The 14,658-nt window shown below is 60.6% G+C and carries 12 protein-coding genes and 1 other RNA gene; all 13 read right to left on the minus strand.

Annotated elements, in window-relative coordinates; translation table 11 throughout:
• Positions 1-21 precede the first annotated feature (21 nt).
• The 13 genes from murB to rnpB all read right to left on the minus strand — a co-directional run bounded on the left by murB (position 22) and on the right by rnpB (position 14,626).
• Positions 22-1,002 carry a UDP-N-acetylmuramate dehydrogenase gene (murB, locus tag LQ231_RS14725; protein ID WP_230171875.1) on the minus strand — a complete coding sequence of 327 codons (981 nt, stop codon included), beginning with the start codon at positions 1,000-1,002 and terminating at the stop codon, positions 22-24.
• Positions 1,003-2,415, minus strand: coding sequence for a UDP-N-acetylmuramate--L-alanine ligase (gene murC, locus LQ231_RS14730; RefSeq protein WP_230171876.1), 1,413 nt, complete (start codon positions 2,413-2,415; stop codon positions 1,003-1,005).
• On the minus strand, positions 2,412-3,533 hold the full coding sequence (gene murG, locus LQ231_RS14735) for an undecaprenyldiphospho-muramoylpentapeptide beta-N-acetylglucosaminyltransferase (RefSeq protein ID WP_230171877.1): 1,122 nt from the start codon (positions 3,531-3,533) through the stop codon (positions 2,412-2,414). Before murG ends, murC begins: the two co-directional genes overlap by 4 nt.
• Before the next feature lie 4 nt (positions 3,534-3,537).
• Positions 3,538-4,692: a putative lipid II flippase FtsW gene (gene ftsW / locus LQ231_RS14740; protein WP_113141741.1), complete on the minus strand. Its 1,155-nt coding sequence runs from the start codon at positions 4,690-4,692 to the stop codon at positions 3,538-3,540.
• Position 4,693: 1 nt separating this feature from the next.
• Positions 4,694-6,103: a UDP-N-acetylmuramoyl-L-alanine--D-glutamate ligase gene (murD, locus tag LQ231_RS14745; protein ID WP_230171878.1), complete on the minus strand. Its 1,410-nt coding sequence runs from the start codon at positions 6,101-6,103 to the stop codon at positions 4,694-4,696.
• 7 nt (positions 6,104-6,110) lie between these two features.
• Positions 6,111-7,211: a phospho-N-acetylmuramoyl-pentapeptide-transferase gene (gene mraY / locus LQ231_RS14750; protein ID WP_113141743.1), complete on the minus strand. Its 1,101-nt coding sequence runs from the start codon at positions 7,209-7,211 to the stop codon at positions 6,111-6,113.
• 24 nt (positions 7,212-7,235) lie between these two features.
• A complete protein-coding gene (locus LQ231_RS14755) occupies positions 7,236-8,669 on the minus strand; it encodes a UDP-N-acetylmuramoylalanyl-D-glutamyl-2,6-diaminopimelate--D-alanyl-D-alanine ligase (RefSeq protein WP_230171879.1) in 1,434 nt (477 codons plus the stop codon).
• Positions 8,666-10,117: a UDP-N-acetylmuramoyl-L-alanyl-D-glutamate--2,6-diaminopimelate ligase gene (locus LQ231_RS14760; RefSeq protein WP_230173374.1), complete on the minus strand. Its 1,452-nt coding sequence runs from the start codon at positions 10,115-10,117 to the stop codon at positions 8,666-8,668. Before LQ231_RS14760 ends, LQ231_RS14755 begins: the two co-directional genes overlap by 4 nt.
• A 59-nt stretch (positions 10,118-10,176) precedes the next feature.
• Positions 10,177-11,922 (minus strand): penicillin-binding protein 2, encoded by a 1,746-nt coding sequence (locus tag LQ231_RS14765; RefSeq protein ID WP_113141746.1) that lies wholly within the window; start codon positions 11,920-11,922, stop codon positions 10,177-10,179.
• A complete protein-coding gene (locus tag LQ231_RS14770; protein ID WP_113141747.1) occupies positions 11,922-12,314 on the minus strand; it encodes a hypothetical protein in 393 nt (130 codons plus the stop codon). The genes LQ231_RS14765 and LQ231_RS14770 overlap by 1 nt, the downstream gene beginning before the upstream one ends.
• 2 nt (positions 12,315-12,316) lie before the next feature.
• Positions 12,317-13,342 (minus strand): 16S rRNA (cytosine(1402)-N(4))-methyltransferase RsmH, encoded by a 1,026-nt coding sequence (rsmH, locus tag LQ231_RS14775; RefSeq protein WP_230171880.1) that lies wholly within the window; start codon positions 13,340-13,342, stop codon positions 12,317-12,319.
• A 17-nt stretch (positions 13,343-13,359) separates the two neighbouring features.
• Positions 13,360-13,797: a division/cell wall cluster transcriptional repressor MraZ gene (gene mraZ / locus LQ231_RS14780; protein ID WP_230171881.1), complete on the minus strand. Its 438-nt coding sequence runs from the start codon at positions 13,795-13,797 to the stop codon at positions 13,360-13,362.
• Positions 13,798-14,204: 407 nt separating this feature from the next.
• Positions 14,205-14,626: RNase P RNA component class A (gene rnpB, locus LQ231_RS14785), an RNA gene on the minus strand.
• Positions 14,627-14,658: the final 32 nt, after the last annotated feature.

The raw sequence follows: 14,658 nt of genomic DNA on the forward strand, positions 1-14,658 counted from the left end.
TTCAGCCGGTCCGCCCGTGGTCTAGGCGGTCGTGGCCACCTGCCCCATGAAGGGCTTCACCTCGCGGCCCGGCATGAAGATGCCGACGCGCTTGATTTCCCATTCGAGCTTGATACCGGAATGTTCGAACACCTGCTGGCGCACGGTCTCACCGAGATATTCCAGGTCGTAGCCGGAGGCATGACCGACATTGATCATGAAGTTGCAATGCAGCGACGACATCTGGGCGCCACCGATCATCAGGCCGCGGCAGCCGGCTTCGTCGATCAATTCCCAGGCCGAATGGCCTTCCGGGTTCTTGAACGTCGAACCTCCGGTCTTCTCCTTGACCGGCTGCACCGTCTCGCGATGATGGCGAACCGCATCCATATCGGCACGGATCTTCGCGCGGTCTTCGGCAAACCCCTGAAATAGTGCACTGGTAAAGATCAGGCCTTCCGGCGCTGACGAATGGCGATAGCTGTACCCCATGTCGGCATTCGACAGGACATGGATATTGCCCTTGCGGTCGACGGCCTCGACCTCGACCAGACGACTTGCGGTATCACCGCCATTGGCCCCGGCATTCATACGGATGGCGCCGCCGATCGAACCCGGAATGCCGTAGTAGAAATGGAAGCCGCCGATATTGTTGTCCATTGCCATGGCGGCGATATGCTTGTCCGGGCAGATCGCTCCCGCGCGGATCAGGTTCTCCCCCGCCAGTTCGACCTGTCCGAAGCCCTTGGCGGACAAACGGATGACCACACCGGGAATACCGCCGTCACGCACGAGAAGGTTCGAACCGACGCCGACAACAGTGAGAGGGACCTCTTCCGGCAGAAGTTTGAGGAATGCGATCAGATCCGCAGTATCATGCGGCTGAAACATCAGTTCTGCCAGGCCACCCGCCTGAAACCAGGTGACCCGGTCCATAGGCGCATCCGGCGTCAGCCGCCCCTTCAGCTCGTTGACACCTGGGCCCAGTGAGGCCAGCAGCTTTTCCCCATCCACCTGTTTCATTCAAGACTTTCCCGAAATTGCATCAAGTTCCGCTGGCAGGACCGCCGCCCATTGCGTGATGTTACCAGCCCCCAACAGGACCACAAAATCACCCGGTTGTGCAATGCCTGCGACAAGCGAAGCCAGTTGATCCGGTGACGGCAGATAGCGCGCGTCGCGGTGGCCGCCGGATTTGATCCGCGAGACCAGCGTTTCCGAATCGATCCCCTCGATCGGATCCTCGCCCGCCGCATAAACCGGCGCCACGAACAATGTATCGGCATCGTTGAAGCAGTTCGCGAAGTCATCGAACAGGCTGGCAAGACGCGAATAGCGATGTGGCTGGTGCACCGCGATGATCCGGCCCTTGCAAGATTCGCGCGCGGCCTTCAGCACCGCCTTGATCTCGACCGGGTGATGCCCGTAGTCGTCGAACACCTGAACGTTGTTCCAGGTTCCGGTCAGCGTGAAGCGACGCTTCACACCACCGAAACCCTCCAACCCCTTGCGGATCGCATCCTCGGAAATGTCCAGACGATTGGCAACGGCGATCGCGGCGCAGGCATTGGAAATATTATGGCGGCCCGGCATCGGCAGGATAAGGTCGTTGAAGGTGAACACGCGGCCCGTCCGGCGACGACGGATCTCCACATCGAAGATCGACCGCGTGCCATCGAGGCGCACATTGGAAAAGCGCACGTCGGCCTGGGGGTTTTCGCCATAGGTAATGACCTTGCGATCCTCGATCCTGCCGACCAGCGCCTGCACTTCCGGATGATCGAGACACAGGACGCCGAAACCATAGAACGGCACGTTCTCGACAAACTGGCGGAAAGCCGCCCGCGCATTGTCAAACGTGCCGTAATAATCGAGATGCTCCGGATCGATATTGGTGATCACGGCCACGTCTGCCGGCAGCTTCAGGAATGTGCCGTCCGACTCGTCGGCCTCGACCACCATCCACTCGCCCTCGCCCATGCGGGCGTTTGTGCCATAGGCATTGATGATCCCGCCGTTGATCACCGTCGGATCCATCTGGCCGGCATCAAGAAGGGCCGCCACCATCGATGTGGTGGTGGTCTTGCCATGTGTGCCGCCGATCGCAATCGCATTGCGAAAGCGCATCAGCTCCGCCAGCATTTCGGCGCGTCGAACGATCGGCAACAGCTTTTCGCGCGCAGCCATCAGTTCAGCATTGTTCTTCTTGATCGCGGTCGAGACGACCACGACCTCGGCCTCGCCGAGGTTTTCGGCGGTGTGGCCGACAAACACCTCGATACCCTTGGCGCGCAGACGCTGCACATTGGCGCTGTCCGACTGGTCGGATCCCTGTACCCTATGACCGAGATTGTGAAGAACCTCGGCGATCCCGCTCATTCCGATCCCGCCGATCCCGATGAAATGGACCAGCCCGATGGATTTCGGCATTTTCATTGTATGGCTCCCTTGACCTGGGCAACGCCCTTGCCCGCGGCAATAGCCTCAACCAGTTCGGCGAGCAAGCCGGCAGCGTTGGGCTTCCCTGTGCTTTTTGCCGCCGTCGCCGTCTTTGCCAGCAATTCCGGCCCGGCCAGGGCCTCCGAAAGGAGATCCGCAATTCGTTGCGGCGACAGTTCGGCTTGTGCAATCACCCGGGCACCGCCGTTGGCAGCAAGTGCTGCGGCATTGGCGGCCTGATCGTGATCAAGTGCGTAGGGGTAAGGCACGAGGATGCTCGGACGGCCGATTACCGCAAGTTCAGATACCGTCGAGGCGCCGGAGCGGCAGATCACCAGATGGGCTGCGGCAAGACGCTTTGCCATGTCGGTAAAGAAAGGCTCGACATCGGCGCGAAGACCCAGCCCCTGATAGATGCCGATGACCTTCTGCTGGTCTTCGGGGCGCGCCTGCTGCGTCACCACGAGGCGCTGGCGCTGGTCGAGCGGCAGGAGGGCTATCGCAGCCGGAATGGCATCTGAAAAGAACTGCGCGCCCTGGCTTCCGCCAAAAACCACCAGGCGGAATGGCTGACCGGCGGACGACGGAATGTAGTCCTTGGCCGCCGCCGCAATCACGGCCGGTCGAACCGGATTGCCGGTCACAACCATTTTCGCGGCATGGCGTCCGGAGGGTGCCAGGAACCCGCCGGCAATGGCATCGACCCGCGCGGCGAGCATGCGATTGGCACGGCCCATAACCGCATTCTGCTCATGCACGGCCGTTGGCACACCCAGCCCCGCCGCCGCCATCAGCGGCGGCACGGTCGGATAACCACCAAACCCGATCACCGCTTTCGGCTTCAATGTGGAGACAAGCTTGCGCGCCTCGCGATATCCCTGCCACAGCGCCAGCAGCGCCTTGAGGATCGCCACCGGGTTTTTCGATCCGATCGTCGCCGAGGCCACCGTATGGATGGCGTCGGCCGGGAAGCTGCCGGCGTAGCGTTCGGCGCGACGGTCGGTCACAAGATGCACGCTATAGCCGCGCTGCTTCAATTCGTGTGCCAGCGCTTCCGCCGGAAACAGATGGCCGCCGGTTCCACCGGCGGCAAGCAATATGATCCCCTTGGACATGACCCTACTCCGCCGGAACGCCGGCAACCGAGCGGAACAGGCTGCGCTCCTGCGCCCGTTTTTCCGGACGCCGGCGCGTCAGCGCCAGAATGAAGCCGGCCGTTACGCAGATTGCCGTCATCGACGAACCGCCATAGGAAATCAGCGGCAGGGTCATGCCCTTGGCCGGAAGCAGTTCGAGGTTGACGCCGATATTGATCATCGACTGGATACCGAGCAACAGCACCAGACCCGCTACCGCAAAGCGGTTGAAGTCATTGCGCTCGCGGTATGCATGGCTGAGGCCGCGCAGCACCAGGAAGCCGAAGATCGCCACCAGCAGCATGCAGAAGATGATGCCGAATTCTTCGGCGGCGACCGAGAAAATAAAGTCCGTATGGCTGTCGGGAATGATCCGCTTGACGATCCCCTCGCCCGGTCCCTGGCCGAACCAGTCGCCCCGGATGATCGCCTCGCGGGCAGTATCCACCTGGAACGTGTCACCCTCGCCCGTTAGGAACCGGTCAACACGACCCGCAACGTGGGGCAACGTCATATAGGCTCCGACAAAACCGCTGACACCCAGGGCACCCAGCACGACAATCCAGAACCACGGCACGCCGGCCATGAAGAACATGCTGCCCCAGACGCTGGCGGTCAGGATGGTCTGCCCAAGGTCGGGCTGGGCAATCAAAAGGGCTGCGACAATGCCGAACAGCAGGATGGCAAACAGGTTCCCGGGAATTTCAGGCTGGCGCGCATGTTCGGCAAACAGCCAGGCGCAGATCACCACAAAAGCAGGCTTCATGAATTCGGACGGCTGGATCGAGAGCCCCGCCAGCGACAGCCAGCGTCGGCCACCCTTGACCTCGACACCGATGAACAGCACCAGAACCATCATGATCAGCGAGACGGCAAGCAAAGCCATCGCTGTCCGACGCACCTGCCGTGGGGACAGGAAGGAAAGGCCGATCATCACGCTCAGCGCCGGCAGCATGAACACGGCATGGCGCTTGACGAAGTGGAAGCTGTCGAGGCCCAGCCGCTCGGCAACCGCCGGCGAAGCCGCAAAGGAGAGCATTAGCCCGATGCCCATCAACATGACGAAGATGATCATGAACAGGCGGTCGATGGTCCAGAACCAGTCCGCAAGCGGACCTCTCTCCACACGGCTAACCATATCATTTGCCTCCTGTTGGCATGTCGATCAGCATGGTGACATCATCCAGTCCCGCGACGTGACCGACAAAGGCATCGCCGCGAACTTCGAAATTCTTGTACTGGTCGAAACTTGCGCAAGCCGGTGACAGCATGACCGCAGAGGCTTCGCCATCCTGATCGGCATCGGCGGCGGCATGGGCCAAGGCGCGGTCGAGTGTTCCGGATATCTCGTACGGTACCTGCTCGCCCAGCGTCGCGGCAAAGCCCGAAGCCGCTTCACCAATCAGATAGGCCTTTACGATACGGGAGAAGAGTGGAGCGAGGCTTGTGATGCCACCCTCTTTCGGCAGACCGCCGGCGATCCAGTAGATCCGCGCATAACTCGACAAGGCTGGCGCGGCGGCCTCGGCATTGGTCGCTTTGCTGTCATTGACAAAAACCACCTGCCGACGCCGGCCGACTGGCTGCATCCGGTGCTTGAGGCCCGGAAAGCTTGCCAATCCGGCCTGGATATCGGCAACGGAGACGCCAACCGCAAGGCAGGCACCAATGGCAGCCGCCGCATTCTGTGCATTGTGTGCGCCCCGCAGGGTCTGAATGCCGTCGAGGTCGGCGATCAGTGATGTCGCACCGGCTTCAGCATGAATGATCCGCGAACCATCAGCATACAGTCCGTCGGCCAGAGGCTGGCGCTTGGAGATCCGTATCACCTTGTGCCCACCGCGCTCGACACGGTCGGCAATCAATTCGCAGTGGCTGTCATCGACACCGACGATCGCCGTCGCCGCGCCGGCGACCAAACGCTCTTTGATCTCGGCATAATGCTGCATCGTGCCATGGCGATCGAGATGATCGGGCGTGAGATTTAGAAGAAGACCGGCCGTCGGGTTCAGTGTTGGAGCAAGATCGATCTGGTATGACGAGCACTCGACGACGAAGAACCGGCCTTCCTTTGGCGGATCGAGCGTCAGGACAGCCCGGCCGATATTGCCGCCAAGCTGCGTATCGCGGCCACTACTTTCCAGGATATGTGCAATCAACGCCGTCGTGGTCGATTTGCCGTTGGTGCCGGTGATGGCGATGAACGGGCAATTGGGAGCAAACGCCCGACGTTCGCGCGCGAAGATCTCGACATCGCCGATGATCTCCACGCCTTCGGCCCTGGCGAGTGCCACCGACCAATGCGGCTTCGGATGGGTCAATGGCACGCCCGGTGACAGCACGAAGGACGATATCGTTTTCCAGTCAAGGCTATGCAACTCGACAGTGTCGATGCCCTCGGCTGCCGCTTTCGCAACGCTGTCGGGATTGTCGTCCCAGGCGAACACCTTCGCGCCGCCGGCAACCAGCGACTTCGCCGTTGCGAGGCCCGAACCGCCGAGCCCGAACAATGCGACCCGCTTGCCCTTGCATGTGGTGGCCGGGATCATCTCGACCTCAACGCAGCTTGAGGGTCGAAAGACCGAGCATCGCGAGGCCAACCGCAATGATCCAGAATCGGATCACCACCTGGCTTTCGGTCCAGCCAAGTTTCTCGAAGTGATGGTGGATGGGCGCCATCAGGAACACGCGCCGTCCCGTCATCTTGAAATAGCCAACCTGGATGATCACCGACAGCGTTTCCATGACAAACAGGCCGCCAATGATCGCCATGACGATCTCGTGCTTGGTGGCCACCGCCACCGAACCGATCAGGCCACCGAGCGCCAGCGAGCCGGTGTCGCCCATGAAGATGGCAGCCGGCGGTGCATTGAACCAGAGGAAGCCGAGACCGGCACCGATCACGGCACCCAGGAGCACGGCAAGCTCGCCGGTACCGGGGACGAAATGGATCTGCAGATAGTTGGAAAACACGGCATTGCCGGTCAGGTAGGCAATCACGCCGAACGACGCGGCCGCAATCATCACCGGCACGATCGCCAAGCCATCGAGACCATCAGTCAGATTGACCGCATTGCCGGCCGCAACAACGACGAAGCCGCCGAAGAGCACGAAGAAAATGCCGAGATCGATCATGAAATCCTTGACGAAAGGAAAGGTGATCGACGAACCGAAGGTGGAGCCCTGCGCCCCCGAATGCAGCGCCGAACCCATCATGAAATAAACGGCAATGCCGGCAATCAGAAACTCCAGGCCAAGGCGGGCCTTGCCCGAAAAGCCCTTGTCCGTCTGTTTGGTGACCTTGAGATAGTCGTCATAAAACCCGATCGCACCAAAGCCCAGCGTCACCATCAGCGTGGCCACGACATAGACGTTGGAAAGGTCGGCCCACAGCAGCGCCGACACGACAATGCCGGCAAGGATCATCAGACCGCCCATCGTTGGCGTGCCGGCCTTCTTGAAATGGGTCTGCGGACCGTCGGCGCGGATCGGTTGTCCCTTGCCTTGCCGGACACGAAGCGACGAAATCATCATCGGACCGAACAGGAAGACAACAAGGGCAGAGGTGAACAGGGCAGCACCCGTGCGGAAGGTGATGTACCGAAACAAATTGAAGAATTGAAAGTGGTCCGCCAGTTCCACAAGCCAGATTAGCATTGGAGCCCTTTCCAAAAGCCCGGATTAAAAGTGGCGCTCCGTGTCGGGGAATGCCGGATACTTGTCAAGCAGCGCCGCGACAATCTTGCCGAAACCAATCCCGAGCGAGGATTTCACCATGATCACGTCACCACCGCGCACTTCGGCTGCGACGAAATTCGCCAGCTCGGCCGTGGTCTCAAGATAGACCACATGCACGCTTTCCGGCAGCGCATCGCGCAATGCCGTCATCTCAGGTCCGGCAAGCCAGACATGTTCGATCCCCGCGGCCATAAGTGGGCTCGCCAGTTCCGCGTGAACGCTGGCCGAGAATTCGCCCATTTCCAGCATGTCGCCGAGCACGCCAATGCGCCGACCGTCATATTCCGGCTGCGATGCCGCAAGAACGGCAATCGCCGCCCGCATCGATGCCGGGTTGGCGTTGTAGCTCTCGTCGATCAATGTCAGAACATCGCGGCCGATCGATAGCTTGTGGCGCTGACCACGCCCCTTGACCGGAGCAAGGTTCGCCAATGCCTCGATCGCGGCATCGACATCGGCACCGACCAGCGAGACGGCAGCCAGGACAGCCATCGCATTTTCCGCCAGATGCCGGCCCGGCGCACCAATGCTGATCTCGCGGGTTTCGCCGCCAAAGGAGACCCACACCGTTGAGCGTTCCGCCGCGCCATCGAATTCGGCAAGCCTGAATTCCGCCTTGGCATGCTGGCCGAAGGTGTGGATGTTTTCCACACCCGCAGCGTAGGCCGCCTGTTCGAGCTGTTCGAAATAGGCGTTGTCGCGATTGAGGATGACATCGCCACCGCGGGCAAGGCCATCGAAAATCTCCGCCTTGGCTGCGGCAATCTCCTCGACGCTTGAAAAATTGCCGAGATGCGCCGGTGCAATCGTGGTGATGATCGCCACGTCCGGCCGCACCATCTGCGCCAGCGGACCGATCTCGCCCGGGTGGTTCATGCCTATCTCAAACACGCCGTAGCGCGTATCCATCGGCATGCGCGCCAGCGTCAGCGGCACGCCCCAGTGGTTGTTGAAGGAGGCCACGGCGGCATGCACATTGCCGGAGGGCTCCAGCGCAACGCGCAGCATTTCCTTGGTCGTCGTCTTGCCGACAGATCCGGTCACCGCAATCACCGTGGCCGGTGTCCGGTCGCGCGCAGCCTGTCCGAGCTTTTCCAGTCCGTTCAGAACGTCCTCGACCACGATCATCGGCACGGTCAGGCGACCCAGCGCCGGAAGCTTTGCTTCATTGACCACGAGCAGCGACGCGCCATTGGCAATCGCAATGCTGGCATAGTCATGGCCGTCGACCCGATCGCCCTTGATGGCAAAGAAGGCCTCACCCGGCGTGATCGTGCGACTGTCGATCGAAATGCCGGTAATGCCCTCCGGCAGATTGCCGAAAGGTCGTCCGGCCATAGCTGCCACCATGTCACGCGATGTCCAAAGAAAGGTCAACGGTCGAACTCCTCCAATGCTTTGCGCAGTTCGGCATGATCGGAAAACGGCAAGGTTGCGGTGCCGACGGTCTGGCCCTCTTCGTGTCCCTTGCCGGCCACGATCAGCGTATCGCCAGCAGACAGCATGGCGACAGCTGCCCGGATCGCCTGCGCGCGATCGCCGATCTCTATGCCGCCGGGTGTCGCAGCCATGATCTCGGACCGGATGGTCGCGGGCACTTCCGAACGCGGATTGTCGTCGGTCACGATGGTGATATCGGCAAGCCGCGTGGCGATTTCGCCCATGATCGGTCGCTTGCCCTTGTCGCGGTCGCCACCGCAGCCAAACACGACGATGACACGGCCAGTGGTGAACGGACGGACTGAATTCAAAACATTCTCAAGCGCATCCGGTTTGTGCGCGTAATCGACATAGGCAAGCGCACCGCTCTTGCTCTGGCCGACCAGCTCGAGCCGGCCCGAGGCACCCTTGAGATGCTCCAGCGCCTTCAGCGCAACGGATGCAGGCGTACCGGTCGCAATCGCGAGCCCGGCCGAGACCAGGGCATTGGCAATCTGGAAATCGCCGGCGAGCGGAATATGCACCTCGAAGATCTCGCCACCGCAATGCACTTCGGCCACCTGCTTGTGGCGGAAATGCTCGACGCGCTTGAGGCTGAGGAAATCGCCCTTGCGACCGACGGTGCGCACGTCATGGCCGGCAGCCGTCGCGGCCCGGATCGCCTCGTCCGACCAGGGGTCATCGGCAAAGATCACCGCCGGAGATCCCTTCGGCAAAAGCGTATCGAACAGCCGCATCTTGGCCGCCATGTAGTGCTCCACCGTCGGATGATAGTCCATGTGGTCACGGCCGAGATTGGTGAAACCCGCGGCGGCGAGCTTGACGCCATCCAGCCGGCTCTGGTCGAGACCATGGCTGGATGCTTCCATCGCCGCATGGGTCACGCCTTCGTCGGCCAACTCACCCAACAACGTATGCAGCGCGATCGGGTCCGGCGTGGTCAAGGAACCATAGTCATTGCGTTTGGGCGAAATCACTCCGGTGGTGCCGATCTGGGCTGCTGCCGTGCCGGCCTCCGCCCAGATCTGTCGGGTAAATGACGCGACGGACGTCTTGCCCGCGGTACCGGTCACAGCAACAATGATCGCCGGCTGGCGACCTACGAGACGGGCGGCTGTCATTGCCAGCAGATGACGCGGATTTTCCGACATGATCACGGGTACGGGCGCATCGACAGGATGACTTGCGACAACAGCAACCGCGCCGCGCGTCACAGCATCGGCGACATAGGCGGCACCATCAGCCTTGCTGCCTGTGAGTGCAAAAAACAGAGTGCCGGGCACAACCTTGCGGCTATCGGCAGCAAGACCCGTGATCTCGATCGAGCCGACCTCCTTGGTCATCTGATCCTGATAGTGCTCGCCCGCCAGCTTGCCCAGTAACATCTGCATTCCATCCTCTCGGGGCAAATCATTCCGAATCGCCCCGTTAATATTCGATCCATTTAATAAGAGACGAGCAAGGCCGAGCCGTCTTCTCCGAATTTCGGTTCTACACCAAGAATTGCGGCGCTTCTGCGGATGATATCGGCAACCATCGGCGCGGCGGTGTTACCGGCCAGTGCGGCGCCGTTTCCTTTGTCCGTCTTCGGCTCGTCGATAAATGTCAGCACGACATAGCGCGGATTGTCGATCGGGAACGCCGCCAGGAAGGCGTTGAAGTTTTTGTCGCCGACATAACGACCGTTGACCACCTTGTCGGCCGTGCCGGTCTTGCCCCCAACGTCGAATCCCTCGACGCGCGCATTGCGGCCGGAGCCCTTGACCCCATTCCATTCGAACAGAAAGCGCATGTCGTCGCTGGTCGACGGCTTGATCACCTGTGTGGCGACCAGATCGGCCTGCTCGCGCGTGCGCGGCAGGAATGTCGGCTCGATCAGCTTGCCGCCATTCACCAGTGCGACACCCGCCACCGCCGTCTGCAACGGCGTTGTCGATACACCATGTCCGAACGAGATGGTGATCGAGTTGATCTTCTTCCACTCACGCGGCTGCGATGGCATTGCCACTTCCGGAAGTTCCGTCTGCATCTTGGTGAGCAGCCCCAGGCGAGTCAGGAATTCCCTGTGCCCATCGGTACCAACGAGATCGGCAACCTTGGCAGTACCGATATTGGAGGAATACTGGAAGATTTCCGGCACCGTCAGAACGCGATTCTTGCCGTGGAAATCCTTGATGGTGAAACCGCCGATCCGGATCGGATAGCGCGCATCAAAGCTGTCCTTCAGCGACACTTTGCCGGAATCCAGCCCCATCGCAATGGTGAATGACTTGAACGTCGAGCCCATCTCGAACGTACCGTTCGACATGCGGCTGAGCCAGCCCTCCTCGGAACCAGCGGGATTGTTCGGATCGTAGTCGGGTAGCGAGGCCATGGCCAACACTTCACCGGTATGAGCATCGAGAACAACGCCGCCGGCGCCGAGCGCCTTGAACTTATCGACATAGGAAACAAGCACGTCGCGCACGATGTTCTGCACGCGGATGTCCATCGACAGCTTGACCGGTTCAAGCGGCATATCGCTTGTCATGCCGAGCGCGCGCAGGTCTGCCATGCCCTGGTTGTCGATATACTTCTCCATCCCGGTCATACCGCGATTGTCGATATTGACGTAGCCGACAATATGCGAGGCGGTCGAGCCGCCCGGATAGAAGCGACGTTTTTCCGGACGAAAACCGATGCCCGGAATGCCGAGCGCCAGGATCTGGCTCTGCTGCTTCGGCGTCAACTGGCGACGCAACCACTGGAACCGGGAATTCGAGGAAAGCTTCTTGTAGGTCCCCTTGATGTCGAGGTCACGGAGAACGGTTGCGAGCCTTTCGACCGCCTCGTCCGGATCGACAATCTTATGCGGCTCGGCAAACAGCGAGACGGTACGAATGTCGGTCGCCAGAACCTCGCCATTGCGATCAAGAATGTCGGGGCGCGATGCCATCAGTCGATCGGCGGGCAGAATGCTGGATACCGTTTCCGGCTGCGCATACCCATACTGGACAAGCCGACCACCGATGATCGCATAGGCGAAACAAAAGCCGGCGATCATGATGCCGACGCGGGTGCGTGCCATTTCCGTCTTGCGCTTGCCGGTACCTTTAAAGGTTGCACCATTGATGACCGTGCCGCTGCGCTGCACATCCGTGGAGAAATGCGCCCGGCTCTTCAACAGCATGATTCGCGAAAGAAAGGTCATCAGTCGTCCACCGATTCCATTGGTTCCACAGATCCCGTCGTGATCAGGTCCTTGACCGGATCAGACGGCGTTTCGCCCTCTGCGACTTCCGGCTTTGGCAGCTGATCTCTTGGCATCGGCAGCTCTACCGGACGCGCCAGTTGCTCGGGCGCTGTCGGCTCAAGCTTCAGCTCCGCCGAATAGGATTTGACCAATCGTTCCAGCCGGTTTGGCTGCGTCAACAGCGCCCGATCGGCTCGGAGCAGTTCGATCGTGTCCTGCTCAAGCTTGATCTCGGCCTCGAGCCTGCGCACCTCTGCCGCCTTGTTATCGGTGTGGTGCTTGATCTGATAGGTGACAGCCGCCGCCGCCAGCATCGATCCGACCAGAATGAGGTCGAACGTTCTGAGCATTGTTAGCCTCCGATCTTGTCGAGAGTGGCGAGGTCCGGCAGATCGAAGATCGACATGTCGGCGCGTTCTGCTGGCGCCTTTGTCCGGATCCCGGCACGAAGCTTGGCTGAGCGGGCGCGCGGATTGATATCCGCCTCCGCTTCGGTTGCAGCAACCATGCCTTTGCCAACAGGCTCGAAGGTCGCTGGACGTGCTTCGACCATAGGAAGGTGGCGCGAACCTGACGCCTTGCCCGAACGCTCGGAAAAGAACTTCTTCACGATACGGTCTTCCAGCGAATGGAACGTCACGACGACCAGTCGACCGCCCGGCTTCAGGGAACGTTCGGCTGCGAACAGTGCCTGCGCCAATTCGCCCAACTCGTCGTTGACGAAAATCCGCAACGCCTGGAACACGCGGGTCGCCGGATGGATCTTGTCCTTGGCTTTGCGCGGATTGACCGTCTCGATCAGGTTGGCCAGCTCACGAGTCGTCCGGAAAGGCTCGGTTGCACGGCGCTTCTCGATGGCGCGCGCAATGCGGCCAGCGTGCTTTTCCTCACCGAGAAATCCGAAGATGCGAATGAGGTCGGTCAGCTTTGCGCGATTGACAACGTCGGCTGCCGAAACACCCGAGGACGACATGCGCATGTCCAGCGGACCATTGCGCTGGAACGAAAAGCCGCGATCGGCCTCGTCGATCTGCATCGAGGAGACCCCGATATCGAGCACGATGCCGTCCAGACCCTCGGTCGGCGCATGTTCGGAAAGCTGTGAAAACTGTGTGTGCTGCAGTGACAGACGACCACCGCTGGCCTCGACCAGAGCCTGGCCCGCCACAATCGCATTCGGATCGCGATCGAGCGCGACAACATTGGCACCCGCCGCCAGTATGGCCGAGGTATAGCCGCCGGCACCGAAGGTTCCATCCAGGATAAGCTTGCCCGGCTGCGCCTCGAGCGCCGCCAGAACTTCCGGAAGAAGAACCGGAATGTGGCGAACCGGTCCGCCATTGGCATCAGGTTCTCCCTCGCCAAGATTCGCCGCCATTCCGTTTCCCCGTCTTTCTAGGTTCTCAGGCCTCGCTGCCTGACAACCTCCCTGGCCTTCGCCTGCGCCTCGTGAAACGCCTGCGGCTGCCACACTTGAAAATGATCCGATCGACCGACGAAGCAGACTTCCGAGGAAATTCCCGTAAAATCCCGGATGAACTCCGTCACCATCAGTCGCCCCTCCGCATCGAGACGCATGAAGACACCACCACCATGCAACAGCAGCGACATCTCGTTCGACTCCAAAGCGAAAGGATCTTCCGCCGCCACCTTTCGCTCGTATCGCTCCAGCAAATCGGGGCCTCCGATATTGATTGCCGGATAGACGAAATCCTGAAGACAATAAAGCTCCTGAATCTCGCGCTCCGCGAGAACGGCGCGAAAAGCCGCAGGAACGGAGACCCGCCCCTTCGCATCGATCCTGTTTGTCGCATTGGACAGGAAGCGGTTCATCACAATCGACCGACCCCCCCCTCGATCGGAAGCCACTGATCGGCTTCCGGAAACTCGTTACGCCAGCCGCTGACGACCCGACACACAGCCCATCCGCATTGTGGGACTGCCTGCCTGAACTCCGGGCTCTCGGGGTAAAATCAACCCCTGTAACGGCATGCATTTGGGATACCATGGGACACTATGGGCGTCAATGGGAACGGACTGGCGAAACCCCTTTCAGGATTCAATATTGATAGGCTGTTAAGCTTAACGAAAGGTTAGAAAACACTGGCAAGACAACGCTTTCTCGGCACAGCGCGCGATGTCACCGATTTCGGCAATACTAGTTTTAACTCGGGGATTTCAGCAGCTTGGCTGATTTTCGCGCTTGTCTCCCATACCCGCCCAAAGGCGGGGGGAGAGAATTTGCCAGTTGGCCTGTAAGCCGGGTTCTGTATGGCTCCGGTTACCCGGAACGTGGCAGCCATTCATCTGGGACAGCATTTGCACGCTGCCTCTCGCAACCCACCCGGATGACTGGCCCGGAAACAGGCTGTTGTGGCGCTTGCGCGTCACCCGCGTCATCCCTATTCGGTCTTGCTCCCGGTGGGGTTTACCATGCCGTCCCTGTTGCCAGCGACGCGGTGGGCTCTTACCCCACCCTTTCACCCTTACCTCGCAGCGCCCGATGCAGGCATCGGGCAATCGAGGCGGTTTCCTCTCTGTGGCACTTTCCCTAGGGTCACCCCCGCCGGACGTTATCCGGCACCGTATTTCCGTGGAGCCCGGACTTTCCTCCCCTTACCGTCTTTCGACATTGGTAAAGCGCGGCTGCCCGGCCAACTGGCATGGCGTCCTTAAACGACCGAGGCAGCGAAT

The organism is Rhizobium sp. CECT 9324 (genome assembly GCF_918741265.1).
In the GTDB taxonomy this organism is placed as follows: Bacteria; Pseudomonadota; Alphaproteobacteria; order Rhizobiales; family Rhizobiaceae; genus Allorhizobium.

Bases quoted from the DNA above. Each gene is read 5' to 3' on its own strand.
- murB (WP_230171875.1), bottom strand. From the start codon at position 1,002: ATGAAACAGGTGGATGGGGAAAAGCTGCTGGCCTCACTGGGCCCAGGT.
- murC (WP_230171876.1), bottom strand. From the start codon at position 2,415: ATGAAAATGCCGAAATCCATCGGGCTGGTCCATTTCATCGGGATCGGC.
- murG (WP_230171877.1), bottom strand. From the start codon at position 3,533: ATGTCCAAGGGGATCATATTGCTTGCCGCCGGTGGAACCGGCGGCCAT.
- ftsW (WP_113141741.1), bottom strand. From the start codon at position 4,692: ATGGTTAGCCGTGTGGAGAGAGGTCCGCTTGCGGACTGGTTCTGGACC.
- murD (WP_230171878.1), bottom strand. From the start codon at position 6,103: ATGATCCCGGCCACCACATGCAAGGGCAAGCGGGTCGCATTGTTCGGG.
- mraY (WP_113141743.1), bottom strand. From the start codon at position 7,211: ATGCTAATCTGGCTTGTGGAACTGGCGGACCACTTTCAATTCTTCAAT.
- LQ231_RS14760 (WP_230173374.1), bottom strand. From the start codon at position 10,117: ATGTTACTGGGCAAGCTGGCGGGCGAGCACTATCAGGATCAGATGACC.
- LQ231_RS14765 (WP_113141746.1), bottom strand. From the start codon at position 11,922: ATGACCTTTCTTTCGCGAATCATGCTGTTGAAGAGCCGGGCGCATTTC.
- LQ231_RS14770 (WP_113141747.1), bottom strand. From the start codon at position 12,314: ATGCTCAGAACGTTCGACCTCATTCTGGTCGGATCGATGCTGGCGGCG.
- rsmH (WP_230171880.1), bottom strand. From the start codon at position 13,342: ATGGCGGCGAATCTTGGCGAGGGAGAACCTGATGCCAATGGCGGACCG.
- mraZ (WP_230171881.1), bottom strand. From the start codon at position 13,797: ATGAACCGCTTCCTGTCCAATGCGACAAACAGGATCGATGCGAAGGGG.